The sequence below is a fragment of the Nostoc sp. genome (genome assembly GCF_036917355.1).
Taxonomy (GTDB): Bacteria; Cyanobacteriota; Cyanobacteriia; order Cyanobacteriales; family Nostocaceae; genus Nostoc.
On sequence record NZ_JBALDP010000057.1, the window covers coordinates 19,990 to 45,208 of the forward strand.

Annotated in this window: 24 protein-coding genes, 1 tRNA gene and 2 pseudogenes; 8 read left to right on the forward strand and 19 right to left on the reverse strand. The window is 41.2% G+C overall.

Translation table 11 applies throughout. From position 1 onward, the window contains the following. Positions 1 to 71 precede the first annotated feature (71 nt). Together V7K53_RS16405 and V7K53_RS16410 are read right to left on the reverse strand one after the other, a co-directional pair. Positions 72 to 144, reverse strand: a tRNA-Arg gene (locus V7K53_RS16405). A 44-nt stretch (positions 145 to 188) separates the two neighbouring features. Then, positions 189 to 1,376 carry a murein hydrolase activator EnvC family protein gene (locus tag V7K53_RS16410; protein WP_335198564.1) on the reverse strand — a complete coding sequence of 396 codons (1,188 nt, stop codon included), beginning with the start codon at positions 1,374 to 1,376 and terminating at the stop codon, positions 189 to 191. A 161-nt stretch (positions 1,377 to 1,537) separates the two neighbouring features. On the opposite strand from V7K53_RS16410, the gene V7K53_RS16415 reads away from it, so the two are divergent. Beyond that, on the forward strand, positions 1,538 to 1,825 hold the full coding sequence (locus V7K53_RS16415) for a hypothetical protein (RefSeq protein WP_335198565.1): 288 nt from the start codon (positions 1,538 to 1,540) through the stop codon (positions 1,823 to 1,825). Positions 1,826 to 1,910: 85 nt separating this feature from the next. Here the strand turns inward: V7K53_RS16415 and trmFO are convergent, their stop codons facing one another. Then, positions 1,911 to 3,227: an FADH(2)-oxidizing methylenetetrahydrofolate--tRNA-(uracil(54)-C(5))-methyltransferase TrmFO gene (trmFO, locus tag V7K53_RS16420; RefSeq protein ID WP_099103823.1), complete on the reverse strand. Its 1,317-nt coding sequence runs from the start codon at positions 3,225 to 3,227 to the stop codon at positions 1,911 to 1,913. Positions 3,228 to 3,635: 408 nt separating this feature from the next. On the opposite strand from trmFO, the gene V7K53_RS16425 reads away from it, so the two are divergent. The 3 genes from V7K53_RS16425 (at position 3,636) to V7K53_RS16435 (ending at position 5,870) form a co-directional block, all read left to right on the forward strand. Continuing rightward, on the forward strand, positions 3,636 to 3,893 hold the full coding sequence (locus V7K53_RS16425) for a hypothetical protein (RefSeq protein ID WP_335198566.1): 258 nt from the start codon (positions 3,636 to 3,638) through the stop codon (positions 3,891 to 3,893). Between the two features lie 596 nt (positions 3,894 to 4,489). Continuing rightward, positions 4,490 to 5,761 (forward strand): ribulose bisphosphate carboxylase small subunit, encoded by a 1,272-nt coding sequence (locus tag V7K53_RS16430; RefSeq protein ID WP_335198567.1) that lies wholly within the window; start codon positions 4,490 to 4,492, stop codon positions 5,759 to 5,761. Beyond that, positions 5,748 to 5,870: a hypothetical protein gene (locus V7K53_RS16435; RefSeq protein WP_335198568.1), complete on the forward strand. Its 123-nt coding sequence runs from the start codon at positions 5,748 to 5,750 to the stop codon at positions 5,868 to 5,870. Before V7K53_RS16430 ends, V7K53_RS16435 begins: the two co-directional genes overlap by 14 nt. Before the next feature lie 92 nt (positions 5,871 to 5,962). On the opposite strand, the gene V7K53_RS16440 is transcribed toward V7K53_RS16435, so the two are convergent. From V7K53_RS16440 to V7K53_RS16450, 3 genes are all read right to left on the reverse strand, one after another. After that, on the reverse strand, positions 5,963 to 6,424 hold the full coding sequence (locus tag V7K53_RS16440; RefSeq protein ID WP_335198569.1) for a cupin domain-containing protein: 462 nt from the start codon (positions 6,422 to 6,424) through the stop codon (positions 5,963 to 5,965). Positions 6,425 to 6,725: 301 nt separating this feature from the next. Continuing rightward, positions 6,726 to 7,475 (reverse strand): hypothetical protein, encoded by a 750-nt coding sequence (locus V7K53_RS16445; RefSeq protein ID WP_335198570.1) that lies wholly within the window; start codon positions 7,473 to 7,475, stop codon positions 6,726 to 6,728. 362 nt (positions 7,476 to 7,837) lie between these two features. Further along, positions 7,838 to 8,233: a hypothetical protein gene (locus V7K53_RS16450; protein ID WP_335198571.1), complete on the reverse strand. Its 396-nt coding sequence runs from the start codon at positions 8,231 to 8,233 to the stop codon at positions 7,838 to 7,840. A 1,022-nt stretch (positions 8,234 to 9,255) separates the two neighbouring features. On the opposite strand from V7K53_RS16450, the gene V7K53_RS16455 reads away from it, so the two are divergent. Next, positions 9,256 to 9,405 carry a hypothetical protein gene (locus V7K53_RS16455; RefSeq protein WP_335198572.1) on the forward strand — a complete coding sequence of 50 codons (150 nt, stop codon included), beginning with the start codon at positions 9,256 to 9,258 and terminating at the stop codon, positions 9,403 to 9,405. Between the two features lie 398 nt (positions 9,406 to 9,803). Then, positions 9,804 to 12,086 (forward strand): glycoside hydrolase family 10 protein, encoded by a 2,283-nt coding sequence (locus V7K53_RS16460; RefSeq protein WP_335198573.1) that lies wholly within the window; start codon positions 9,804 to 9,806, stop codon positions 12,084 to 12,086. A gap of 173 nt (positions 12,087 to 12,259) precedes the next feature. On the opposite strand, the gene V7K53_RS16465 is transcribed toward V7K53_RS16460, so the two are convergent. The 13 genes and pseudogenes from V7K53_RS16465 to V7K53_RS16525 form a co-directional block, all read right to left on the reverse strand. Continuing rightward, entirely contained in the window at positions 12,260 to 12,901 is a 642-nt protein-coding gene (locus V7K53_RS16465; RefSeq protein ID WP_335198574.1) for a DUF938 domain-containing protein, read from the reverse strand. A gap of 54 nt (positions 12,902 to 12,955) precedes the next feature. Then, positions 12,956 to 13,465: an NUDIX hydrolase gene (locus V7K53_RS16470; protein ID WP_335198575.1), complete on the reverse strand. Its 510-nt coding sequence runs from the start codon at positions 13,463 to 13,465 to the stop codon at positions 12,956 to 12,958. Between the two features lie 350 nt (positions 13,466 to 13,815). Continuing rightward, positions 13,816 to 14,283, reverse strand: coding sequence for a hypothetical protein (locus V7K53_RS16475; RefSeq protein WP_335198576.1), 468 nt, complete (start codon positions 14,281 to 14,283; stop codon positions 13,816 to 13,818). Between the two features lie 103 nt (positions 14,284 to 14,386). Continuing rightward, on the reverse strand, positions 14,387 to 14,689 hold the full coding sequence (locus tag V7K53_RS16480) for a hypothetical protein (protein WP_335009463.1): 303 nt from the start codon (positions 14,687 to 14,689) through the stop codon (positions 14,387 to 14,389). A 515-nt stretch (positions 14,690 to 15,204) separates the two neighbouring features. Continuing rightward, positions 15,205 to 16,608, reverse strand: a complete 1,404-nt coding sequence (locus V7K53_RS16485) for a glycoside hydrolase 100 family protein (protein WP_335198577.1) — start codon at positions 16,606 to 16,608, stop codon at positions 15,205 to 15,207. 62 nt (positions 16,609 to 16,670) lie between these two features. After that, positions 16,671 to 17,484 (reverse strand): annotated as a pseudogene (locus tag V7K53_RS16490) (glucose 1-dehydrogenase). 339 nt (positions 17,485 to 17,823) lie between these two features. Next, entirely contained in the window at positions 17,824 to 18,486 is a 663-nt protein-coding gene (locus V7K53_RS16495; protein ID WP_335198578.1) for a methyltransferase domain-containing protein, read from the reverse strand. A 117-nt stretch (positions 18,487 to 18,603) separates the two neighbouring features. Next, positions 18,604 to 19,962 carry an APC family permease gene (locus V7K53_RS16500; RefSeq protein ID WP_335198579.1) on the reverse strand — a complete coding sequence of 453 codons (1,359 nt, stop codon included), beginning with the start codon at positions 19,960 to 19,962 and terminating at the stop codon, positions 18,604 to 18,606. A gap of 551 nt (positions 19,963 to 20,513) precedes the next feature. Continuing rightward, positions 20,514 to 20,942 (reverse strand): hypothetical protein, encoded by a 429-nt coding sequence (locus tag V7K53_RS16505; protein WP_335198580.1) that lies wholly within the window; start codon positions 20,940 to 20,942, stop codon positions 20,514 to 20,516. A 216-nt stretch (positions 20,943 to 21,158) separates the two neighbouring features. After that, positions 21,159 to 21,662 (reverse strand): DMT family transporter, encoded by a 504-nt coding sequence (locus V7K53_RS16510; RefSeq protein WP_335198582.1) that lies wholly within the window; start codon positions 21,660 to 21,662, stop codon positions 21,159 to 21,161. 6 nt (positions 21,663 to 21,668) lie between these two features. Continuing rightward, the gene (locus V7K53_RS16515) at positions 21,669 to 21,896 is read right to left on the reverse strand and encodes a hypothetical protein (protein WP_335198583.1); all 228 of its coding nucleotides are present in this window, start codon (positions 21,894 to 21,896) and stop codon (positions 21,669 to 21,671) included. Between the two features lie 245 nt (positions 21,897 to 22,141). Continuing rightward, positions 22,142 to 22,216, reverse strand: a pseudogene (locus V7K53_RS16520) (pyridoxamine 5'-phosphate oxidase family protein); the annotation flags it as partial. Positions 22,217 to 22,580: 364 nt separating this feature from the next. Next, positions 22,581 to 22,778 (reverse strand): NblA/ycf18 family protein, encoded by a 198-nt coding sequence (locus tag V7K53_RS16525; RefSeq protein WP_194041722.1) that lies wholly within the window; start codon positions 22,776 to 22,778, stop codon positions 22,581 to 22,583. Between the two features lie 265 nt (positions 22,779 to 23,043). On the opposite strand from V7K53_RS16525, the gene V7K53_RS16530 reads away from it, so the two are divergent. After that, positions 23,044 to 23,820, forward strand: coding sequence for a peroxiredoxin-like family protein (locus V7K53_RS16530; protein ID WP_335198584.1), 777 nt, complete (start codon positions 23,044 to 23,046; stop codon positions 23,818 to 23,820). A 977-nt stretch (positions 23,821 to 24,797) separates the two neighbouring features. Next, positions 24,798 to 25,214, forward strand: coding sequence for a response regulator (locus V7K53_RS16535; protein ID WP_335198585.1), 417 nt, complete (start codon positions 24,798 to 24,800; stop codon positions 25,212 to 25,214). The last annotated feature ends 5 nt before the right edge of the window (positions 25,215 to 25,219 follow it).

Below are 25,219 nucleotides of genomic sequence, written 5' to 3' on the forward strand. Positions count from 1 at the left end.
ATAGGTTAAACTAGGTTTATCCCATGAGAGAAAATAACTTCTCGACTTTGTGGTCAGTCTTGTAAAGGTAACGAGCGCGGAGGGATTTGAACCCCCGACCCACAGAACCGGAATCTGTTGCTCTATCCACTGAGCTACGCGCCCTTAATCTTCAATATTATAGCACGTCTGTGATAGAATTCGCAGCTTTAAAGATAATTAGCTGGGTCTACAGGTGTACCATTCCGACGGACTTCAAAGTGGAGGTGGGGGCCAGTTGAGAAACCTGTGGAACCGACGGCAGCGATCGCTTGTCCGCGTTCAACTGCTTGTCCCTCAGAAACATACAACTCGCTGGTATGACCGTAGAGTGTAGTTATACCATTACCGTGGTCGATAATTACAGCTCTGCCATAGCCACCATACCACCCAGCAAAAATTACTCTTCCCGAATCGGCTGCTCGAATTTTACTGCCATAGCTAGCGGCAAAATCTAACCCGGCATGAAAGCGACGATAGCCAAGAATTGGGTGAATCCGCCAGCCGAAGGGACTGCTAGTAGAAGCATCGCTAGGATATGCCATTACACCAGTTCCCCGAATAATGATATTTGTCCGGCTGTTGGTTTTTCCTTGGGCTTCTGCTACCTTTTGTTGAATCAAGACTTCCAGATTTTTAGATTCTCTTTCTAGCTGATTTTGCGCGGCTTCTAAGGCCAGGCGATCGCTATTCAGGCGTTGAATCAATTCTGATTGCGATTGTGCCTGGGTTTGATAATCGGCTTTTTGTGCTAATAGTTGTTCGCGAATTAAGCCAATTTCGTTTTTTTGCTGTTCTACTTCCGTTTTTTGTTTATCGATTGAGTTTGCTTGGGTGTTGAGTTTTACCAAAATTTTCTGGTCTGCTTGAAACACTAACTTCAACTGATGACGACGGCTGAAAAAGTCGCTGATATTTTCACTTTCGAGCAAAACTGCCCATCCCGCAAAAGCAGGCGATCGCTGAAGATAACGCAATCGTGCTACTGTTGCGATTTGCCGCTCCTGATATGAACGTTCTGCCACATCTAAATCAGCTTCTAACTGCTGGAGGCGTCGGGTAGCAAGTTGTAATCGTGATTCGCTCTCTAGAAGATAGCTATCTGTAGTTTGCAGATTTTGCTTTAAACCAGTCAGGTGTTTTTGGGCTTCTTGTTGGAGATTTGTTAAGCGATCGCGCTCTCCAACTACACCCTGACGCAGCTGGTTCATTTGTTGCTGCTGTTGTCGCAGAGTATCAATAGACCCTGTAGATGTTGCGTCGGCTGGAATTAATGCCAAACAAATCCACAAAATACAGCAAAATACAATAGATAAACAGCAATAAATCTGCTTTTTTTCTAGAAATCGCCCTCTCATAGTGCGAACCTAATTAAAACGATACTTTCAAACACTATGAGGATTATTCCCAAAATCTGATTCACCCACTCCAACACTATGTATCAAATTGGTCTGCCACGTTGTAACACAAAGATTCTATCTGTGTCAGCATTGAGCAGGTATGTGAGCGAGTGAGACGTATGAACGCACGTATAGCAATTCTCTTAATTACCTTGGTTTTGCCAGGTTTGGCTGTGGTGGGAGTATCGTTGTATTGGTTTAATCTCGATTATGCAGCACTGATTAAAGCTGAAAAGTATGTGGAAAACCTGGTAGAGGTTGGAAAAGTAAATGATAGACAGTTAGAGTATGCCTATCATCGCACCTACATTCATCGCATCAACGTATTTGCCGATGGTACCTGGGGATTACTGGGAGGTGTAATTACAGGACTAGGCATACATGGATTAGTCACTATTAAAGAATAGGGAGTGGGGAGTGCGGGACAAGCGGACAAGGAGTTAAACAAAACTCAGCACGGGCTAAACGCCCCACTACCGCTAACAGCACTCATTAATTACGATTAGCTTTCCAGTTTGCCAAATCAGCTAAAGAGCGATCGCGGTAACGTCCATAACGCTCTGGTTTACTTTTGATTTTCATTCCTAAATCGGGAAAAATCCCAAAGTTAGGCGGCATTGGTTGGAAATGCTTCGGTGAAGCGGAACTAATAAATTCTAATAATGCACCCATCATGGTTGTTGGTGGTAAAACCAAAGCTTCTTTACCCAAAGCTAACCGCGCTGCATTAATTCCCGCCAAGCAACCACCCGCAGCCGCCGCAGTATAACCTTCAGTACCAATCAATTGTCCAGCAGCTAATAATGTCGGACGCTCTTTAAATTGCAAGGTAGGATGCATTAATTGGGGAGCATTAATAAAAGTGTTGCGGTGCATTACTCCCAGCCTGACAAACTCTGCTTTTTCCAAACTTGGAATTAATTGAAAGATTCGCTTTTGTTCGCCCCAACGCAGATTTGTTTGAAATCCTACCATGTTCCACAGCTGACCAGCTTTATCTTCTTGTCGTAACTGCACCACAGCATAAGGACGTTCGCCTGTGCGAGTATCTGACAATCCCACTGGTTTCAGGGGGCCGTAGCGCATGGTATCTTCCCCGCGCTGGGCTAGTTCTTCTATGGGTAAACAGGCTTCAAAAAATTTCGCCGTTTCTCGTTCAAAACCCTTGAGTTCTGTTTGTTCAGCTTTACAGAGTTCTTCCCGAAAATGCAAATACTGCTCTTTATTCATTGGGCAGTTGAGATAAGCGGCTTCACCTTTGTCATAACGTGATGCCATAAAAGCAATGTCACGATTAATCGATTCTCCGACGATAATCGGGCTAGCTGCATCAAAAAAGCTCAGGTATTCCATCCCCGTAAAGCGCTGCAAATCTTCTGCTAGATCGGGACTAGTTAAAGGCCCGGTTGCTAAAACCACAATCCCTTCAGGAATCGCAGACACTTCACCCCGGCGGAATTCAACTAAAGGATGACTCGCTAAAGTTTCAGTTAAATCTTGGCCAAATTGTCCCCTGTCTACGGCTAGTGCCCCACCAGCAGGTACGGCGTGTTCATCAGCTTTTGAGATGACAATCGAACCGAGTTGGCGTAACTCTTCATGCAATAATCCCGCCGCGCGATCGCTTGCCATTGCCCCAAAGGAATTACTACACACTAATTCTGCTAAATGTTCTGTATGATGAGCCGGACTAAATCGCTTTGGACGCATTTCATGCAGAATTACTGGCACTCCAGCTTGGGCTATTTGCCAAGCTGCTTCTGTCCCAGCTAGTCCACCTCCAATTACTTGTATCGGTTGTGTTTCCATAGTTAAATTTTAATTCCCATATTATAAGTATCCATCAGCATTACAGAAGTAAAATTAAATAAAAAGTGATGTTAAACCACAACAAGTGCAAATAAAGTATTGGGCCAATTGTAACGTTGAGACTAGACTTTCAAGGTTTTTTACATCGTTTTTGCCATAACATGAAAAGCCATCGGCAGCGCTGGGCTGAACATTTTTCAACTGGCAGACTGCTAGCAAGTGCGTTAGCGTAGCTTACCGTAGGTATCGCGTTCTCAGCCCTTGCCTAATTGGATTAATCCAAAAAGTGGCAAAATTAGTTATAAAAACAGGTTTTTTAGATATAAACCCTTGATTTCTGCTTTTTACAGATGATACATTAAGTATGCATTCAATAATTAGTTAAAAATGCTAATTGGGACGTGATTTATGACTAAAAACAAAATTCAAGATAACGTCGCTTTAAATCTAGCTCCAGTTATGTTTATTGAGGAAGTAACAGATGAGGAGGAATTAAAAAGTGTATACGGCGGTGGCGAAACGCCTCCTGATTCAGTACTAAACAGTAAGATTAATTCTGCTCTTGTAAATCACGGTATTCCATCCTCTGAAGATCCTAATAACCCATATACATTAACAGAAGAGGCGGTGTCCGCTTTCAAAGGAGTTGCAGTTAATGAGACATAGTAGATACAAACGATTTCCATTAACTGTAGCAATATGCAATACTAGAGCGTGTTTTCAAACACGCTCTATTCTAAAAAATAGGTTAATCTAAGTAATTTTGGAATTATTCTAATGGCTTATCAAAGTCATTTGATATTGTAATCAAATCTTTAGCACTACCAAATAACAGCAGTTTTCACGAGTCCATGCTTGGGAGCGTGTTCAACTTTGGCAACAGACAATAGACTTCTTGCAGAAAGGGGGAAAAGGGGAAGGGGAAAGGGGGAAAGGTTCTGTATTGTCCCTTTTCCCTTTAACCTTTACCCTTTTCCCCAAGAGTGCAAAAAGCACTTTTGCGAGATGTCTAATCAACCCAACAATAGACTTCTTGTAGAAAGGGGGAAAAGGGGAAGGGGAAAAGGGGAAAGGTTCTGTATTGTCCCCTTTCCCTTTAACCTTTACCCTTTTCCCCAAGAGTGCAAAAAGCACTTTTGCGAGATGTCTAATCAACCCAACAGATGAACAAGCACAAGCTTGTCTAAAAGAAAAGCGATCGCTATCCCCAAAAAAAAATTAACATTAACCTTAGAAGTGTTAATTTTTCATCACATAAACTCATGGGTTACTACATCGCTCCCCGCTTTTTGGACAAACTTGCTGTCCACATCACCAAAAATTTCCTGAAGCTTCCTGGCGTGCGAGTTCCCGTGATACTGGGTATTCATGGACGCAAAGGAGAAGGTAAAACATTTCAATGTCAATTAGTCTTCGAGAAAATGGGTATCGAAGTAACTCACGTATCTGGCGGCGAATTAGAAAGTCCAGATGCGGGAGATCCAGCACGGTTGATTCGGTTGCGCTATCGGGAAACAGCAGAATTGATCAAAGTACGCGGCAAAATGTGTGTACTGATGATTAACGATTTAGATGCTGGTGCTGGACGCTTTGATGAAGGGACTCAATATACTGTAAACACCCAGTTGGTGAATGCCACACTGATGAATATTGCTGATAATCCCACAGATGTGCAGTTGCCGGGAAGCTATGATTCCACACCTTTACATCGCGTACCGATTATTGTCACAGGTAATGATTTTTCCACCCTCTATGCACCGTTAATTCGGGATGGACGGATGGAGAAATTCTACTGGGAACCAGATAGAGACGATAAAGTAGGAATTGTCAAGGGAATTTTTGAACCGGATGGACTGTCACAAAAAGAAGTTGAACAGCTAGTTGATACTTTTGTCAATCAGTCTATTGACTTTTTTAGCGCTTTGCGATCGCGCATTTATGACGAACAAATCCGCAACTACATCCATAAAGTAGGTTTTGAGCAGATATCCTTGAGTGTGGTTAACAGCGTTAAAGGGCCACCAGAGTTTAAAAAGCCAGATTTCAGGCTGTCTCACTTAATCGAGTCTGGAAACTTCCTCGTTGGCGAACAAAAACGGGTGGAAAGTTCCCATTTGGTTGATGATTACAATCGACTCAATCGAGGTAGAAATTCTCAATCAGCACCACCTGCTGCTGTGAAACCAACTAGTCAGCCGTCAAATGGCGCAACCAAAGAAGTAAAAACTAATGGATTCCAGAAACAGGAAGCATCAAGTGCACATTTGACCCTAGACACACAAGCTCAAATTAGACAATTATTATCTCAAGGTTACAAAATTAGTATTGAACACGTAGATGAGCGCCGCTTCCGCACAGGTTCTTGGCAAACTTGTGTTCATAGCCACATCGATGCTGAGTCTGATGCCATCTCAAATTTGGAATCAACTCTGGCAGAATATAGCGGTGAGTATGTGCGCTTAGTAGGTATCGATCCTAAAGCCAAGCGGCGGGTGGTGGAGACAATTATTCAGCGTCCAAATGGGAACAATTAGGGGCAGATACAGCAAAATCTGGGTGTTTAACGACCAAACTCACCGGACGCAGACAACCTTGGCAACTCAACCGACCAACTTGTGGCGTTCCGGTGCAGCAACTTGTTAGGCGACGCTTTGATAGTACACCTAGCGAGAACATCGTCGGGCATTTCTACACAGCCGCACGCTGCGCGTACAAAAAGCATCCAGCAATCATTTCTAGTAGGGACTCGAGGCAGGTTCTCCCGCGCCGTTAGTCCAAATGTCGTCTGGCAGCGATCGGTCACGGTGACAAACCCGATCGTGGTCAGGATACGTGATTGTGTCTACTTCCGCTCGAGTGCCGACTATCAGGCATTGCGTTGCCTTGGAGCTACGATTCTCGAGAAAGTGGCCTATCGGCACTCCTGCTTGAAAAGTTGCGGCGTCGCCAGGACGTAGTACAGTCTCCGTGTCTCCTTCGATGAGCACGATCTCGCCTTCGAGGACATAGACCATTTCATCCTCAGCACTATGCCAATGTTTGATTGACGAACGAGAGCCAGGCTGCAAGACTTCGATGAACGCGCCGAACTGGGTAAGTCTTCCTGCTTCGCTGATCCAGAGCATACGATTTGGTTTATGCGCGGCGTGAGAGGGGCTTTCCTCCACGATGAGACTATCAGGAGTGATAACAGTCATGTTGGTACCTCTGGGAATTCTGGAGCAATAGCTATTGCATTGTGTCTAGGGCACGAATCGACGCAAAACTTCGTTCGTGTCCCAAAATGAAGCGTTACTTTCAATTCGGTTAAGGCAAGAGACGCGATGAATCGCTGTTTCTACAAAGTCAATTTTAAATCATTTGCGAACAACAAGAAAACCTTAAATCCATAAGAAGTTGGGGATTTAAGGTGGTAAATTCGATTCGCCAGATTTTTGTCAATTCTTAAACAACTGAAAACAATATGTTTCCTTAATTTGATAGCTGAATTTTTTACTTTTACCAACAAGTACTGGCTGAAGCTGAGGTCATTGTTCTTAAATCGCCTGTAAACGCAGCTGTGTATTGATAAGGTGATACACCAGAGCAATTCATGGAATTTGTATTAGTGCCACGAGGAGTCCACCATGACTGAGCTTTCACAGTTAAATTTGCACCATCCCATGATAGATAATTGACAAGTAAAGAGTTAGTTTGTCCATTATCTGACTTTTTAGAAGATAAAAACGTGGCATAATCAACCTGACCATTAGCTGGATTAATCCGGGCTATAACTGCGGCTTTTGGCCCACCTCCATAACCATAGCTAGGCAACCACCGACCACTGGCAAAACGGCGAAAATCATTACCTGTCTGAGTGCCTGTGGAAGAGTAAATGCCATATAAAACATCATTTCCATTCCAATACAATCCGTAACCTGTACCATCGTCATTTGTTGTCTCGTAATCATTACGACACCATGCTTTTATCCCATTATTAAAGCGGATAGTTACAGGGTTTTTGTTATTTGATAGTTGTTGATAACCAATGTAAATTCTTGCTGTTCCATTAACTACTTTGGGGCCATTTTTAGCTGCGATTGTCGCTTCACTATCATTGCAACTGAATGTCACAGCATTGCCGATCGATGTATTTATGGTTTCGGCTAAAACTGGAGCAGTTTTTTGTGTGAGAACTAAGTCACCTACTAAAATTACAGACAAAGAAATGCCCGCAAAATACTTTTGTAATTTGCCAGAATAAATCATGTTATGAATCTGCCGAGACAAGGAACGGAAAACACCGTATCACTATAAACTCTAATCAGTATTTAGACAAGTAAAATAGTTGAAAACACTATGCAGCAAGACTCTCAGTATTACAAAATATTAGTTATGACTACAAAATGCCCGATCTAATATGCGTGATGATGCATGATAGTAGCTGTATATAATTGTTGTTTATCAAAGAGCATTAGTAAATATAAAAAAATGCAATAGGTTATGCTTTACCATAAACAATTGCAGTAATATAAAAAATAATTTTAATCAGCCAAGTGCCTTTGTTTGTTGCCTACATACCTTGTAATAACATTGTTTTCCCTTTGTTTTATGCTTTTATCCGGGCTGTATTAGGTAGTTTTAGGATTTTTATCTGATGCTTCTCCAGCAGCAGCTTTCAGGCGACTCAATCTGCTTTTGCGAATCCGTTCACTCTCGCGAACCCCACCCGCCATTTCATATTCGCTGCTATCTTTGCCATATTTAAAAGCAACCCCTCTCACCATTTTGTCTGTAAGATTACTTAGAGTTTTCTCCATCGCATCAATTTTAGTTTTAGAAGAATCAATTACAGTTAAAGCAGTGTTATAAGCATCAAGCATGGTTCTTAGCTGTTCAATTGCTTGACTCAAGTTTTGCAAATCGCAATCATCACCAAAACTCATATTTGAATCAATTGCTTTTAGTCCAGCGGATCTTAACTCAGCTTTTTCGAGAACACGGGATGTACGTTTTTTACGAGACATCAATATATTCCTTAGAGATATTTCTAAAGCTACTTTGGCTTACTAAAGCTGTTTTTTGGTTCAGTAAAATTAGTGATAATTATATTTGTTAAAAAAATTCCAACCAATCTGAGTAATTTCTCTATATTTCCAGTTTTTACCTGTTTTTCTTTGCAATTGCTTTAATGTTGATGATGAATATTGCAATATTGATGAGAAACATTTCAATGTTGATGAGAAATATTGCAATATAAATGAGGAACGTTGCAATCTTTATGAAGAACGTTGCAATGTTGATGAGGAATATTGCAATGTTGATGAGAAATATTACAATGTTGATGAGAAATATTCCAATGTTGATGCGAATACAACGTACAAAATCTAGAAGTACAAAAACTTTTGTATAGCATACGATGTCTACGATGGTCACTGAGCGGCTGGTGAACGGAGTCGAACCATGCCGTTCGCGCAGCGTCTCGTAGAGAAGTGCAGGCTACGCCTACGCATTTTTGCTGAGATAGCGATCGCACTACATTATTTGCAATAACTTCCTTAAATTTAATATTTGGGATTCTAGATTCAATTAAATCTAAAATCCGTCTTCTCAGGCAGTCAGAGAATGGAAACGAGCCAATCCCAAACTCCAAATCCCAAATTTCAAGTCTTGAATTTGAGGTGATCCCAGAAAAGACCTCAAAGAGGCAGGAATAACGCGCTTTAGCCTCAAGGTGAAGCAAAAACGCCCTTGGCTTAGTTGGACAAAACGCAAATTTTTACAAGCCAAAGCTGTCACAAATGACAAGTAGATTGAAATACAGAATGATACCCAAACATTAGAGTTACAGGTGCTGCCTGTAATTCCCGAATGGCTGCAACTGGAAGGACTATGCATCGGGGAGTGCTGTTGAGTCTGGTTTAATTTGCTGCTATCAGGAAAAGCCGAGACTTCCTTCAGCGCTGAAATAGATGACCGTGTATTTGATTTGATGTTTACCAAAGACTCGCTCGCTATTTAGCGGTCATGGTAGTGGATTAGTTTTACAGTGGACGCTAAATGGGTTATCAAGCCAGATATTCCGCAAGCAGCAGGTAGGATTTGCGGTGAATGCCTTGGCTTTGGTTGGGGAAGCAGCAAGTCATCTCGCAATTGCTGGCAGATTCAACCAACTAACTCTTTGGGATTTGAAAGCTAATCAATAGACCTCTTGCAAAAGTGCCTTTTGCAAGAGGTCGGGAAAGGGGGAAAGGTTAAAGGGGAATGTTAATTCTATCCCTTTTCCCTTTAACCCTTACCCTTTACCCGACTTATGCAAGAAGTCTAATTACGTTCTGTATCTACTGGTTCTAACACTAATAAAGACTATATTTTTACTTAGACATAGGGGGCTTAAACCCCTTGATTTACAATAAATTTCATTACAGCATCTCGATTACAGCTTAAATTTGAAACATTTCTATTTGGCACCACTAACCTTATAACTGCGTCAACTATCTTGCAGCTAAATTACTACATCATAAAAACTGATGTAGTAATTTAACGTTTATATGGTAATAAATATAACCAATTAACCTCATTTAGTAAGCAGAAGTAATGACAACTCAGTTTTGGAAAAAAAGTAGAGAAATTAATGCAACTCTAACTAACTTACTATTTAAACCTATACACAGACGGGTACTACTAGGTCTAAGTAAGCTACAGGTAGCAAGTCAAGAGACATCGACTTTGATTCATCAAGGTTGGTGGCTTTTGAAAAAGCGTCTGCTGCCATTATTATGTCTGATATCATTCTTTCTAGTATTGCTACTAAACAGCTTTACCCCTGCCGTTGCCCAACTCCCTCCTCAACCTCGTCAGGAAATTCGGGGAGTATGGCTAAGTGGTAACGATTTTAGCGTTTTTAGAAATCGTTCACAGGTGCAAGCAGCCATGAGCCAACTGCGGCAGTTAAACTTTAATACTGTTTATCCCGTAGTTTGGAATGATGGTTATACACAATACCCCAGTGCCATCATGCAGAAAAAGGGGATACCTTTTTTCTTCAAGGGAGCAGATGGACAAGATGTAATTGCAGACATTATCACTCAAGCCCGCAGCCAAGGGTTACTAGCAATACCCTGGTTTGAATTTGGTTTTATGGTTCCTCTAACTTCGGAACTCGCATCGCAGCATCCAGATTGGTTAACACAAAAAGGGGATGGCACTCAAACTTCAATTAGCGCTGCGGGTGAAGTAGCGTGGTTGAATCCCTTTCACCCCGAAGTGCAAAACTTTATCAGGGAACTTGTTGTGGAAGTGATAGCTAAATACGATGCTGATGGCGTTCAATTTGACGACCACATGAGTTTACCTGTAGATTTTGGTTACGATAAGTACACGATTAGTCTATATACTCAAGAAACTGGGAATCCTCCACCACCCAATCCCCAAGCCCAAGCATGGATAAAATGGCGGGCAGATAAAATTACTGCCTTCATGGTAGACCTTTACCAAACAGTGAAAGCCAGAAAATCAAATGCTATTTTTTCAGTTGCTCCTAATTATTATAATTTCGCCTATAAAATGCAACTGCAAGATTGGCTCAACTGGGTACGGTTGGGTATTGTCGATGAGTTGGTTATGCAGGTGTACCGTAATGATTTGGAAAGTTTTATCGCTCAAATTACCCGCCCAGAAATTTTAGAAACCCAACAAATCATCCCAACTGGTATCGGGATTATGGCGGGGTTACGAAATCGCCCAGTTTCTATACCACAAATCAAATCCCAGGTAGAAGCAGTGCAACAACGCGGTTTAGGTATCGGCTTTTTCTACTACGAAAGCCTTTGGGATATTGCCCCTGAACCAGCAGCGCAACGCCAGTCGGCATTTGCGGCTCTTTTCCCAAATTCAGCGTTGCGCGATATTTCGCAAAATACACCCCGCCAGCCAACTTTTAACACTATAAGCTTACCTTTATATCCAAAACCTTCCCTTGGGCAACGTGTTCGCGGCTATTTTTTGGAAGTTGCGATCGCAAATGGTCAACCAAAACGTATTTTATTAGATACAGGGTCAGCAGGGCTAAGAGTTCCCAAAGAGTTTTTAGGTAATTCTCCGATCCAAAGAACAGGTCAAAATATCAAGGAAGTATTAAGTGATGGTACTATCCTGGAAGGAGAATTAGTTTACGCTAATGTCCGGTTTGGTTTGATTCCCACCGCCGAACCTGTACCTATACAGCTTGTTACTAGTCGCCAATGTACCGCCGACAAACCTAAGTGTTCGGCAAAGAGTGGTGTACCATTTTCGGGAATTATCGGCGTTAACTATTTTGAAAAATCACTTCCCTATAACCCATTGAGAAAATTACCAGGCAATCTGAGTAACGGATTTATTGTCGTTGGCAATGGTGGTAGTAACAACAATGGCAGCCTAATTCTCGGTTTAACTGCCGAGAATCAAGCAGGTTTCAAAATGGCTTCTTGGAGTCCACAACCCGAAATTAATGGTGTACCCGGTAAAAGATGGGACTCTCGACTGAACAAAGTTTGTTTAACTCTTGCTGGGAGTTCTGCAAAAAATTTGTGTAATAGCAGAGCGATCGCTGATACTGGAACTATTAATGGTTTGACTGAATTCAAGTCAGCTTCTACAGCAGGTAAACTCAAACCCGGAGTATTAGGGTCAGCAAATGCTGTGAAAGTAGGAATTAATGGCATTTTTGATTACAGTTTGACCCCAGGAACCCGCGACGGATTTAATCGCTGGAATTTGAGTATCTTGCCACAATCAGAACTGGCTATATTTGTAAATCCTGGAATCGCTTTGTTTGATAAATACGATGTACTCTTTGACCAAGTTAATGGTAAACAGGGTTTTCGTAGTCGGCGGTGAGAAGAAAGTAAAGACTTGCTTACTCAGATAGCATTCAAATAACCCAGGATTTAAGCAAACATTGCCGAAACCCTAATGTAGAGACGCGATTTATCGCGTCTTGAAAGACCAATTATTTACACCAATAACCCTTAACTTAAGCGTATTGGCTTTTAGCCCAATAAAGTCAATCACTAAGTAGAACGTTGAAATACTACTGAAAGATTATTAGCTGGCATTTGGTAAATCTGTTGCAATATCAGATTTTGTGCCCTAGCTACTGCTATGACATCATCCAAGTTACGCACACCCCACTCTGGGTTTTCAGTGCGTAAATATTCGTCAAAAGCTGCATTACTCGCAGCTGTATGTTCTCCACCTTGTTTGAAGGGGCCATATAAATAGAGAATACCTCCTGCTTTTAGGATACGACCTGCCCCTGCCATTAACCCCAGACAGGCTGACCAAGGTGAAATATGAATCATATTGATGTTAACGATGGCGACAATTGGCTTCGTATTCAGCCAATCAAATCCGCCATTTTCCACAGCCCAAACTGGTTCTTTTGCATCTAGTTCAAGCGGTGCATAAACGTTATCACATACATTGTGTTCAGTCCATGAAATAATGCTGGCCCTTGATTGTGGATTTACATCGGTTGGGAGCCACAGATAATCTCTGAGTCTGGATGCAAAAAAGACTGCGTGTTCGCCAGTACCACTTGCTATTTCTAAAATAGTGCCGCTCTCTGGCAACACTTGTAAAAGTACTTCTAGAATTGATTCGCGGTTACGCTCGGTTGCTGGTGCGTATTTTCGTGCGTCTTGTGGTGTCATCTGGCTCGTTATATTTATAATTAATCTGAACAAATATCAAACGAAGAATTGTACTTAATCTTGATAAAATATTTGCACCAGTTTGAGCAAGTCACTTTTTGCAGACTCACCGCCATACAACCATTTTATTAAATCATCAGGCGATAACCAAAAACTTTCAATAAAATCATTTTTATTGTACTCTGGGCTACAGTCTGATTTGATTTCATAAACCTTCATAAAAGCAGACACTTGATACTGATGTGGTGTTAAATATCCCAAAAGCCGAACATTAAGTATATTTAACTCTAAGTTCAACTCTTCTTTTAGTTCGCCTTGTAGAGCATATTCATAGGTTTCTCCGGTTTCAACATGACCCCCCATACTGACATCAAGACAAAGGGGAAAGATACTTTTGTGTGCAGAACGCCGAGGTATCCACAGTTGACCTAATGAATTAATAACAAAAGCATTTACAACTCTAAAATTGCATAGTCTTTGGCGATATATTTCCGAACGTTTCTTCTGCCCAATAACGCAATCATTTTCATCTACAATGTCGAGTATTTCATCATCTTGTATCATAATTAAATCTCTCTGGAATTTGAATTGGCTGATTAAAATATACGCCAATGTTAACAACTGTACGCAATCTGAAATGTTGGAGTGAATTCAATACTTCTCGTTTTGCGAATTTGTGATTCGGAATCGGGTTTTGAGAAAATGGAAAAGGGGAAGGGTTAAAGGTTTTTTCTTTCCCTTTTCCCTTCCCCTTTTTTTCTGAACTAATAAGTATTTAAGAGTGCATTGCTTTGGAGTGGAATGCTCAACAAAGTCAAATCAAACGGTCGCCAAGAGACGGAGACGAAGATAAATAACTTTTGACTACAATCTTTAGTTTGCTTTTAGCCAGAGGCTTTCATTAATTTGGCTCTCTAGCTCAAGAAAAATTTTCCAGAGATTGAATCTTGTTTGAGGGATTCAATAAAATCTCTCAAAGTCATCATGCTGCCTGTTAACGTGAACTTGGGAGTACCATTTTGAGCAACGATTCTCACTTCATTGTCTTGGATCTGAATCTTATTTTTAATAGTATCCCATAGAGCATCGAAGCTCTCATCATCCTTACAACCATTGGCTTCCAGGAATTTTTGGCGTACTTCTGTTTTTAGTGCTAGTGCTTCTGCTGCTTGAGTACGCGCTTCAAAGTGCTTAACTACATCTTCATAGGCACTTTCTCTCAAAATTTTGTTTTCAGCCATAACTTGTTCTAACTGAGTTTTGATGGCTTTCAGTTGGGATGCTAAAGCGGCTGATTTTTGATATTCAACTTTTAAGGCTTGCTTTGCATTGCCTAATAAGGCTTTATAATCTAGCTGATCTTGATTTTTTTCGGATTGCATTTTTATCTCTCGATCAACACATCTTTGGGGATCAACTCTCGTCAGTTATATAACAAAACTGGCGAGAGCTTAGTAAATATTGTCTGTGTTATCTGAGCGCCGACTATTGCACCAATAATGGTGATTCAGAGTGAGGATTCTCCTGAATACTACTCAAACTAGAACTAATGTGGGAGCGGATAGCTCGTTCATAAACACTAGTCTGCTGAGTGCGTACCCCTACAGCCTGATATATTAAGTTAACTTCTGGGAATTCAGACCAATACATCAAAAAAATGTCTTTAGCTGGAGTAATAATTTCATAATTATTCTCTTGTCTTTTCTTTCTAAGTTTACAATTATTTAGTTGTAATTTTTGTCTGAATAGTTTTTCAAATTCTGGAATTAAATCTGAAGTAGTTTTCATGGTTAATACACGTTAAAACGTGCTAATTATGCAAAGACTATCTGGTGATATTACTAAGTATGACACTTCAGATACCTCTTACAATCTAGTGTATCAGTTATCGGGTATTTGAGAAGGGTATTCAGAGGCAGGTTAACTAGTTGGTGTAAATTCTCATATAGAAGTAGGCTGTGCGATCGCTGGAACCTTTTGATCGGGATTTTTATGGTACAAATATACTATTTACTAACTTATACTTACCAAAAGTTTGGCAGCTTGTAATGTTATGTCAGTATAGCTAGTACAGCCGAAAGTTTGTCTACCTTTAACCAGTTACTCAAAACAACTTGTCTGTCTATTGTCTGGTGAATTGAGATGGTAGCTGGATTTACGCGTCCGCTGTACTAGTTAGTAGAAACACCCTGTATAATTACACCACTAAATCATTTTTTGGGTCAAACTTTGCCAGGTATTCACTACCCAATACTGTTCGGTTCAGGCAAGAGACGCGATGAATCGCCGTCTCTACAATCTACCTAAATGCTACAGCCTGGGACTTCAAGACCCTCTGCAAAACTAATTAATTCTAAGTGCTCTGGATTTTCTACAAGCCTTTTAGCAGCTAGCAATCCGGCAATGCTCCAAGTTTGATAAATTCGGGCTTCTTTGCCAATTAAACGACCATTATTGCCATCGTAGTATTCCGGGAATTTATCTCTAAATAAACGCCTTTCGGCAATAGCGATCGCTGCTTGGGCAAGTTCTGTTCGACCTGCTTTCAGTGCCGCAGCGGTAAATAACCATAGTAAAACCGGCCAGTTACCGCCGTTGTGATAAGACCAAGCCCTGTTTTTAGAGTCACATCCTGTAACAATCCTCCACTCTAAACCTTCCAAAGCGGGAAAGCAAATTTTAACAGGCATATAGCCGATTAAGTCTTGCCAACGTTGGGCGAATAAATTCATAATGCTTTGAGATTCTTTTTCGCCGGCTAAGGAAGTTAAAATTGCCATCAGATTTCCCAGAGCAAAAAAGCGAAAATCTATCCGTCCCGGCCCCAGATTTCCTGCTAAATATCCTCCCGTTTCGGGCAACCACTCGGTCAACCAATTAGGGATTGATTCTGAGTTGATGTTGAATTTATTAACAATTTCTTTACCAAATTCGTTATCCTTGTAACGATAGATTTCCCCCAATCGTTTCAGGTCTAGCCAGTAATAGTTGCGGATATGATATTTCAAAGATCCCAATCGCCTATTGACTTTGCCGAGGTAAACATCGCCATCCCCATCTGGTAACAGCAATTCACCAGCAGCTCTCAAAGACGCGTAGAATAACACCTGAATTTCTAAAGGATGTTCGTAAACTCCCATGCGACGGTCAATCATAAACGCGCCATCAGGAACTAACATTGTTGGGTACATGGAAAAGCGATGTACCAAGCAAAGATCCAAAATTAGTTTGATTCCGGCTTGAAAATCTGGTTGACGCGCCAGGGATAAATCGCCTGTAGTTTTTTCATAAGCTCGTAGCAAGAGAATCCACCACATACAAGAATCAATCGGGGGAACACGAGCGATCGCTAGTTCACCAAAATCAGCGACCAAAAATTCCTCATTCCCATTAGAATGTACTTTGAAACTGGCAGGCATTAATCCCGCTCCTGGTTCAAAGCAGTCTATCTGCTTTTCATGACTTTGTAATTTCAGTGTTTCTACTAGGAAATTACGCACAATCTCTGCTTTCCCATACATGAGAAACACCAAGGCAGAAGGGACAAAATCGCGGAGGAAGCACTGGTCATAATTGAGTGCATCTGCCTCCGCATCTTTGGCGGCTACAGTCCCAATGGGTTTTCCCTGGTAATAAATTACGGAATCTTCCAATAATTCCCAAGCTTCTGCTTCCATCTGACTGTTCTTATCGATCGCGCTAGTCATGGGCGTTTAATTCCACTAATGGTATGTATCGGCTTAATTGTGGAAAGTACGCCAGCCTAACCTCAAGCTGACCAAGATTCCCGGAAGTCAGCAGCATATAGAGTCAATCCACCATGTACAAATAGCGTTTGTCCGGTGATGTAGGCAGCTTCATTCGAAGCTAAAAAAGCTACTACGGCTGCCATCTCCTCACAGGTGCCAGCACGCCCCATTGGGATGTGACTTTCCACAATCGCCTTTTTTTCAGGATCGTCTATCCAGGCTTGATTCATTGGCGTGATTGTTGCTCCAAGGCCAATGGCATTGACACGAATACCAAGGCTTGCATATTCCAAAGCTAAAGTTTTGGTGAGGTTTTCCATCCCGCTTTTGCTAATGGAATAACTGATATACATCGGTCGCGGAATAATTTCGTGAACGCTGGAAATATTAATAATCGCTCCTGGACAATTAACAGACAGGAGGTGTTTAATAGTTTCACGGGCGCAGAGATAAGCACCCCGGAGATTGACTGCAATTACCCGATCAAAGTCTGCTGTGGTAACTTCGTGGGATGGACTTTCTGTTTGAATGCCAGCATTATTAACTAGAATATCTAAACTTGCCAAATTCCTTTACTACGGTGTTAACCATCTCAATAATGTCTGATTCTTGGGAGATATCTCCCTGAAGCAGCAGCGACTTCACACCACAATTTTCGATATTTCCGCAGGATTTTTGCAATACCATCTTTTCCGTGTCTGCCGCGGCATCAGGGTATGAGCGGTAATTGATGGCGATGTTGCACCCTTCTTGAGCGAGTCTGATAGCGATCGCCTGACCTATACCTGAAGTTGCACCTGTAATTAAAGCATTCTTTCCTTTTAAGCCTATCATATTTCCTCCCTAAGCTGCTTGATTTGAATTTGCACCAGTCAAACAATTTTGGATTTTAGATTACTCTTTTCCATATTTAAGGCTGGGACTGTCAACCCCCATTGGAGGGAATTTTAAGTTAAAAAATAAGTATTCGATAATTTTGAATTTCTGAAAACAATTCTCAAAAATCAGGCTACAGATTCAAGAAATGGAACCTTAACTTGAATCTGACGCCTCTTAATTGCGAATTGATATTAACAAAGTTTGGGGTTTATTCTATCAAGCAGCCCGAATTGAAGCTTAAATCTAAATCCCCGTCACAAAACGTAATTGCGAATTACAAATTGCTATTAATCCCTATCGCAAATTCGCTGGCACTTGTTCAGGAACTACCCAATAGTAAATAGTTTTGCCCTCTACATTGAGAGTCTGCTGTGGTTTCCAATCGCCCATATCGAAGGCGTGGGAGACAATGCGAGTCCCAGGTTTCAGTTCTTTCAATAGCTTGGGGCGGAGTTTGACGTTGATCTCTGGCAGTAAATAAAGTGTAACTACTGTTGCTTCACTAAAATCAGTGTTGAACAAATCTTGTTGGATAAACTTAACGCGATCGCTTACTCCTGCCTTTTGGGCATTATCATTCGCTTCTTTGATGCGATCGGGGTCAATATCTATACCGATGCCGCGCGTACCAAACTTTTGTGCCGCAGTATTAACAATTCTGCCATCACCACTACCAAGGTCATACAACACATCATTTTTACCCACTTTTGCCACTTGTAACATTGCATCTACCACTGGCTGTGGTGTAGGTACATAAGGAACATCTCCAGGACGTTCTTGGACTTGAGTTGTGGGAGTTGTCGCCGATGGTGTTTCGGTTTCTGTCTGACCTGTTAAAGTAGAAGGCTGTTGTGTCTCGGCTTCCAAATCTTGTTGTTGCAGCGTACATCCAGCAATTCCTAAACTGGTAATACTAACGCCTGTAACCAGTAAAAACAGAATTTTTTTGAAGTTCATGAATTTTCTCCTTTGTCAATAGTTATTGGATATTGGAGATGGGGGCATTGGAAGAGGCGGAGGTGAAAGACTTACTGCTATTTCTCCTATGCTCCCCTGCTCCCCTGCTCACTCATCTCACGTCCTACCTTGACGGTAATTATTCCAGAACAATAGGGGAATACCTGCTGCCACCACTAAAACACCTGCGATCGCTCCTACACCTGTATAAACCAAGCTGGAATACAGCAAGTAAGCGCAGACGGCGCAAAACAGTAATGGAGTAAAAGGATAAAATGGCACACGGAAAGGGCGAACTATGTGGGGTTCGCGGATGCGCAATACCAGCAGCGATATGCCGGAAAGCAGGAAGAAGAACCAAAATATTGGGGCAGTGTAATCCACCATTGTTTGAAATCCTTTGCGGGTGAGCGTGCCTAAAAAAACCAGTGCTAAGGCGATCGCTGCTTGCAAGAATAAGGCATAGGTAGGACTGCTCGGACGTTGTTGCCAGCGTCCCATAAAACCAAATAGCGAAAAATCCTGTCCCAGTGCGTAATTGGTACGCGCTCCAGTAAAGATTGTGGCGTTGGTTGCTCCCAAAGTAGCGATCGCAATCAGCACACTGATAAACAAAGCTCCTGGTTCACCCCAAAGAGAGCGCATTAAATCTGCGGCTACTGCTTCTGACTGTGCCATGTTTGCTAATCCTAGTCCCCGCAGGTAAGCCAGATTGATTAGCAGATAAATGGCAGTGATAATACCAATACTCCACATTAGCGATCGCACAATATTACGTCGTCCATCTTGAATTTCTGCACAGATGTAAGCCGCCTCATTCCAGCCACCATAAGATAGCAACACAAACACCATTGCCAGTCCCCAGGTTCCCGATGATGCAGATTCTACAGGGGTGGCAGAATTAGGAATGGCGGTAAGCCCAATAATTACTACCAGCAACAAACCTAGAACTTTCGCAGCACTTAGCAAGTTTTGTGTCCACTTACTCTGTTGCAAACCGATGATGTTCAAAGCAGTTAATAGTGCGATCGCTATGGCTGCATATATAGAAGACGAAAACGTTCCTAGCCGCCATATCTGAGAAACATAATCGCCAAAAACAAATGCCAATAGAGCAATGGAACCAGTTTGAATCACTGTCATCCGCGCCCAGGCAAATAAAAAGGCGACTCCCCGCCCGAATGCACGTTTCAAATAATAGTAGACACCACCAACGTCGGGATAGACAGTGGCCAACTCTGCATAGCACAGCGCTCCTACCAGAGATAGCACACCACCCATTAGCCAAAAAAGCAGTACAGCAATATCGCTACCTGCTTGACTGGCCACTAAAGCCGGGGTTTCAAAAATTCCCGCTCCGATGACAATACCGACAATTAGAGCCACTGCGTCTGATAATGTCAGGGATGGTTTGGGTGTTGCTACTTCAGTTGATGTTGTCCGATCGAGCAAATTGAAGTTTTTACGTCTACTCACGTTACTTCCTTATTAGTGTTGAGTTGGGACTTTTGGCTTTGTTTTACAGTCTTTGTTCAACAGAGGAATCATCTATGTACTCCAGATTTTGGAACTCACGATTCAATAAGACCTTAAATCACTGTTTTACCTGTGCTTCTATGGTTAACAACAAATGTGATGAGAAAGTGACAGTCAGCAGCAAGTTATATTCATCTGGTAACATTAAGATTAGCCTCCCTGCAATCGCTCTAAATTCTCTTACTAGACAACATCATTCTGAAAATAGGGTAAAAAATCTGAATTGGTAAAACGTCTTCCACTAGTGAGATTTATAGTCATCTAAAGAATGATTGACTCAAAAGGGATAATCATGCGTTGTTTGATTAAAAAACTGATACTGCTATGCGTAATTTTTATACCGCAAACGTTTCATTGATTTAAAATGGATGCTTTATTTACACCCTGCTGTACTATAGACAGCGATCGCTCCATAGTTTTGATGAAGTATGCATGCACATCTGTGCACTGTTAATTAATAAATAATGTATCAGCTTTTTATTCCTAATTCTTTAGTATCTGCTACTGGGGAAAAGTAAAATATCTATTACTTCACCTACCACCAAACCCAATACAGCTAGAAGAGTTATAATCAAAAATGAATCTAGTTTATTGCAGCCAGAAAAGCGCATTTCCAAATCAGCTAAAAGCGTAGTGGCTAAGGGGATAATGAAGAGCCTTAATAATATCGACCAAGTTGCTACCAAAGCAATTGATATACTTAAAAACAAGATGACAACTAAAGTTTTCGAGCCAAACTCAACTAAACGCTCGAACCAAGAAAAGCTCTTTCGTACTATAGCTATAACCATAGCAACAACAAAAGCTCCTACTAACCAAATAATATGATTAGCAGCAAGATACCATCCCAGGAGAATGTAAGCCAATAAGAGTAATACTAAAGGCATCAAAGGAATCCTGTTAAAAAATTCCATATTCATACTGCCAAGGCTTGTAAAAATACCAGGTTAATCTCTTAATTCTATTCAAAAAATGTTACTACTAAAACTTGTAAATATACCAGCTTTGCTCAGGATATTTCTCTATCTATAGAGCCAATTGAAGCAGATACTCTTTCGTCATGACAATATATATAGCAATCTTATTTTATTTTTGAACTCATTTGTGTAGTGCGCAAGCATACATTGCCATCCCATTTAACCGCACCAACCGCCAAAAACCCTCAGGTTTCTGGCGGTTGGTGTTTGTCCAAGGTGTCCGCCGCGCGTCTGCAAAAGGCAAGGCTTTGCGGTCGTACTACCGAAAAGACTAGCGAACCAAAACTTTCGGGAAGGAGGCTCTATACCTTTGAGTGTGGCAGCAATGGCAGTTACCAAAGGAACAAGCCCTATAATTACTGCACCATCTGTTGCTGGTAGTTGCTGCATTGCCCAAGCTGATAGTAATGGAAACCCCAAAACTACTCCGGCTGTAATAATTACTAAGCTCCCCCAGTGTTTGCTTAGTGGTAAAGGCTGACGAGTTATCCACAAAACAATCATTGCTAGAACACCAGCAACTACTGCACGTCCCAGCCCAACAAAAGTCGGATCGAAGTCAGCAACGGCAGTACGAGTTGCTGGTAAGGTAAGGCTAAATCCCAACACACCCAAAAAGCCACAACCGAGTCCCAGTGTTTCTGGATTAATATTTCGGATCATGCTGACTTACTTGGTATAGTACTGAGTTTCAATCCATATTCGCATTTCAGCTTCAGAGCCAAAACAAGCAGAACGTCCTGTCATCGGGTCATAGGCGTGCCAAGAACAATCCCCATTGGTAAGGTGATTTTGCCAAACTTGCAACTGAGAACTGCTTGCCATTAATGTAATTAAGCTATGCCAAGATTCTTGAAGTTTTGATTTTAGTCGCAAGCATTTATCAACTATTTTCATAGAAAAGTTCCCTTGGCTCAATCGAGCATCAGATACTTTCTAGATTCGCTTGGAAAAATAGCAATGAGAAGGTACAGATTTGTCCAATTTTGACTGGTACAGTCACAGTATTTACAACTGTTCTAGTCAAATTGCACATGTTCAGTTACACATACAGCAGATTGCAACTTGGTGAGGTACAGATAATCGTAGGGGCACAACATGTTGTGCCCCTACCCGTGTACTTCATTTACCTGAAATATGCTGTAATTCATTGAGTAGTGAAACGCCGAGTGCACCAATACTAACCCATCAATTAAAGTCACGGTTACGCAGACATTGGGTCAATTGGAGTCCTAAGGGACTTCCAAAAAACAAAATCAGCAATAAATAGAATAATAATCATTTAAAAACATGAGAGAGAGGAGTAGCCATTGGCTGCTCCTCTCTCCCACAAGTTGTAGTAAATTTAACTTAGATTCAAATTTTTGGGTGCTTGAAGTCCTTTAAGTTTGGGCAATAAGGGATTGCGATTGTAAACATGGAATTAGTTCACTCGAATGAGTAGCGATGCCTACAACAACTTCGTCGCTACTTAATTACTGGTATATTACAGCACTTTCAAAAGCTCCCAGCGACAAAGTATTTCTACCAATATTTCTTTGTCGCTGCTAAAAATTCAAAACATTTATTTGCTTGTATGCTTTAGCCCAAGATTGAGTCTGAATCAAGTTCCCACTGATGTTTGAGCAATTCTTGGTAAGTCGTTTCCCGAATTATCATTTGCTTATAGAGCATAAGCAAAAACTCTTGAGCTTGTTCGCGGGACATCTGCTGCACTTGGTCAGCAAAAGTTCTAAGGCTAAATTCTTGTTCTAAAGATAATGTAATGGGTTGATTCATCGCAGGGTAAATCGCCCAACTAGGCGAAAACTAAAGGGTCAATGTTGGCAATCTTGAGAAGAAGCTTTCATACCTAGCTGCCGTTAGCAGTAATACACTCATCAAGCGACCTACTGGGTATTCCCTTACTTAGCGGTGTCAAACCTAAATATGAACTTCTGTTAACTAGTATAACAAAATATTTACAAACCTGAGATGATGGCATATTAATGCTTTAGTACATTCTGTGTCACTGATACCCCAAATATCCGAGTAATCATTTGTGATGAATCCTTACACTATCCTTAATCAGACCGGACTTCAGCGTGTTAGTGATGGCATGACTCGCCCCCTACTAGAAAATTGCGAGACTGCCTCATATATCCTTGTTTTAGTCTGGCCCCAACTTGGGGATTTTGATAGTCTTGAATATGCGTGGTGGTTACAGCGCGAAGCTAAAAAATTGTCAGATGAAAAACTCGCTATTCGTGCAGTGGGAATTGGTAATCGCGCCTCTGGAACAAGATTCTGTGAATATACAGGATTTCCACCTGAAAATTTATTTGTTGAACCTAATGGAGAACTACATCACCAACTCAAACTTTATTCAGGTCTCAATCTTCCTTTCCCAGGACTTTCCCCTGCTCAGAAAGCTTGGCTAAATCTAGTGTTAATGTGTGCAGGGTTTGGAAGTCCTGGAACGCTAAGAGAAGTTTTTCGGGGATACAGGGGAGATCGTCAAGCTCCTCAACTAATTCTTGATGATGAAATTATTCAAGGTACTCCTCTACCTGCTTTTAAAGGCTCGTTTTTCCAATTAGCTGGCGGAAGTGGGTTTCAACGTCCCTTTGAATTAGCTACTCTACGGCTACGGAATATGGTGGAAGTTCTCAGCAATTGGCATACTTATGTACCTAATTCTGCCTATTTAACTCAGCGTGGTGGAACTTTTCTGTTTGATACCAAAGGCCAGTTACTTTACGAACATCGAGACCCAGGAATTCTGGGCTTTGCTAGTAATATGAGTCAGCCCCTATCATTTTTATCCTCGATCGAAACATAATTAGCTGGGCTGGAGAATCAATTTTAATCTCTACTGTAGTTTTACAGTATCAGCATATTTAAAAACCTCTTCAATAATCACTAGCAACAAAAAACAAAAAAAGTATTTAATAATAATAATATTATTGGCTTTTTTTTATTTGTATGCTTAAACAAATTGTTATATCCTTATCAATCGTAACCTCACTATTTTATCCTGCGCTTGCATCTAATTCCCCAATATGATTTTCCTGGCAATAGTTACAGATCCAAAGAAGAACTGATAAACCAGTTAGTTTTAGTTACTGGCATAAGATATCCATTTGTTGCCATCTCTAAACGCTTTGTGCAATGGTCTGAATATGCCGGAGACAAAGACAAATTGGTTTCTCCTAATCGCTGGATCTGGGAGGTCACAATCGTGGGATACAAGGCATCGCATCAAATAAGGAAATATTATTATCAGGCGATTGATGCTAAATCGAGAAGACTGATAACCCAATCTTCGATTAAAGAAGACAAGCAGTCTGTTGGGGTACAAACCGACTGTGGTATGGGGCATCGGTAAGAGTTTAAGATAAAGCGCATTTTGTCAATCAGTATTCAGAATGAATTTTGACTCCTGAATTATGCTGAAAATCGAGAGAAGTGAGGACTTTCTAACGACGCTTGAATTTCATTTGTGCGAAGTGGTCTTCCAGTAGGAAAATAGATAAAGGAGTAGTAACCATCAAGCTATATGTTTGAAATTATGGTGTTAAATCATTTCTTGTTAAAAGAGCCTGCTTCGGTATCTCATCAACACTCCGAGCACATCAATCTACTTTTGTAAATCTAAAATCTGCTCTAAAAGAAGCTCTAATGGGTGTAAAAGTTATAATAATTCGTAATTGATAATGACGCTTGCGGACTCGCTAACGTAATTCGTAGTTGTAATCACTGCTTGCTCTGTACTCTCTTAATTACGAATTACGAATATAGCAAGCAAGGATAGATAAAATGTCATTTATTATGCAAACTTCTGGAACTCTTACTGGTTTAGATATCTTGGTAGTTGAGGATGATGATGATACTCGCTTTTTTATCACTACTGTCTTGGAAATGGATGGAGCAACAGTGATAGCAGTGATATCAGCAGCAGATGCACGTAATGTATTGTCTGAATTGCAACCCGATGTTTTAATTAGTGATATCGGGTTGCCTGGGGAGGATGGCTACACTTTCATTTCCAAATTCCGTGCGCTTAAAGCAAATGATTGTGGACGAGTCCCGGCTATTGCTTTAACAGCCTTTGCTGATAGTGAGGCTCGTATCCGTGCCTTGGAAGCTGGCTTTGACACTCATGTATCTAAACCCATCGCTCCAGAAGAACTAGTTGAGATAGTTGCTAATTTGGTTGCTTCTTGTAATTGGTAATTATT

What these genes read in the sequence shown, in the direction of transcription:
- V7K53_RS16410 (WP_335198564.1), bottom strand. Translation starts at nt 1,376, where the DNA reads ATGAGAGGGCGATTTCTAGAAAAAAAGCAGATTTATTGCTGTTTATCT.
- V7K53_RS16415 (WP_335198565.1), top strand. Translation starts at nt 1,538, where the DNA reads ATGAACGCACGTATAGCAATTCTCTTAATTACCTTGGTTTTGCCAGGT.
- trmFO (WP_099103823.1), bottom strand. Translation starts at nt 3,227, where the DNA reads ATGGAAACACAACCGATACAAGTAATTGGAGGTGGACTAGCTGGGACA.
- V7K53_RS16425 (WP_335198566.1), top strand. Translation starts at nt 3,636, where the DNA reads ATGACTAAAAACAAAATTCAAGATAACGTCGCTTTAAATCTAGCTCCA.
- V7K53_RS16430 (WP_335198567.1), top strand. Translation starts at nt 4,490, where the DNA reads ATGGGTTACTACATCGCTCCCCGCTTTTTGGACAAACTTGCTGTCCAC.
- V7K53_RS16435 (WP_335198568.1), top strand. Translation starts at nt 5,748, where the DNA reads ATGGGAACAATTAGGGGCAGATACAGCAAAATCTGGGTGTTTAACGAC.
- V7K53_RS16440 (WP_335198569.1), bottom strand. Translation starts at nt 6,424, where the DNA reads ATGACTGTTATCACTCCTGATAGTCTCATCGTGGAGGAAAGCCCCTCT.
- V7K53_RS16445 (WP_335198570.1), bottom strand. Translation starts at nt 7,475, where the DNA reads ATGATTTATTCTGGCAAATTACAAAAGTATTTTGCGGGCATTTCTTTG.
- V7K53_RS16450 (WP_335198571.1), bottom strand. Translation starts at nt 8,233, where the DNA reads ATGTCTCGTAAAAAACGTACATCCCGTGTTCTCGAAAAAGCTGAGTTA.
- V7K53_RS16460 (WP_335198573.1), top strand. Translation starts at nt 9,804, where the DNA reads ATGACAACTCAGTTTTGGAAAAAAAGTAGAGAAATTAATGCAACTCTA.
- V7K53_RS16465 (WP_335198574.1), bottom strand. Translation starts at nt 12,901, where the DNA reads ATGACACCACAAGACGCACGAAAATACGCACCAGCAACCGAGCGTAAC.
- V7K53_RS16470 (WP_335198575.1), bottom strand. Translation starts at nt 13,465, where the DNA reads ATGATACAAGATGATGAAATACTCGACATTGTAGATGAAAATGATTGC.
- V7K53_RS16475 (WP_335198576.1), bottom strand. Translation starts at nt 14,283, where the DNA reads ATGCAATCCGAAAAAAATCAAGATCAGCTAGATTATAAAGCCTTATTA.
- V7K53_RS16480 (WP_335009463.1), bottom strand. Translation starts at nt 14,689, where the DNA reads ATGAAAACTACTTCAGATTTAATTCCAGAATTTGAAAAACTATTCAGA.
- V7K53_RS16485 (WP_335198577.1), bottom strand. Translation starts at nt 16,608, where the DNA reads ATGACTAGCGCGATCGATAAGAACAGTCAGATGGAAGCAGAAGCTTGG.
- V7K53_RS16495 (WP_335198578.1), bottom strand. Translation starts at nt 18,486, where the DNA reads ATGAACTTCAAAAAAATTCTGTTTTTACTGGTTACAGGCGTTAGTATT.
- V7K53_RS16505 (WP_335198580.1), bottom strand. Translation starts at nt 20,942, where the DNA reads ATGAATATGGAATTTTTTAACAGGATTCCTTTGATGCCTTTAGTATTA.
- V7K53_RS16510 (WP_335198582.1), bottom strand. Translation starts at nt 21,662, where the DNA reads ATGATCCGAAATATTAATCCAGAAACACTGGGACTCGGTTGTGGCTTT.
- V7K53_RS16515 (WP_335198583.1), bottom strand. Translation starts at nt 21,896, where the DNA reads ATGAAAATAGTTGATAAATGCTTGCGACTAAAATCAAAACTTCAAGAA.
- V7K53_RS16525 (WP_194041722.1), bottom strand. Translation starts at nt 22,778, where the DNA reads ATGAATCAACCCATTACATTATCTTTAGAACAAGAATTTAGCCTTAGA.
- V7K53_RS16530 (WP_335198584.1), top strand. Translation starts at nt 23,044, where the DNA reads ATGAATCCTTACACTATCCTTAATCAGACCGGACTTCAGCGTGTTAGT.
- V7K53_RS16535 (WP_335198585.1), top strand. Translation starts at nt 24,798, where the DNA reads ATGTCATTTATTATGCAAACTTCTGGAACTCTTACTGGTTTAGATATC.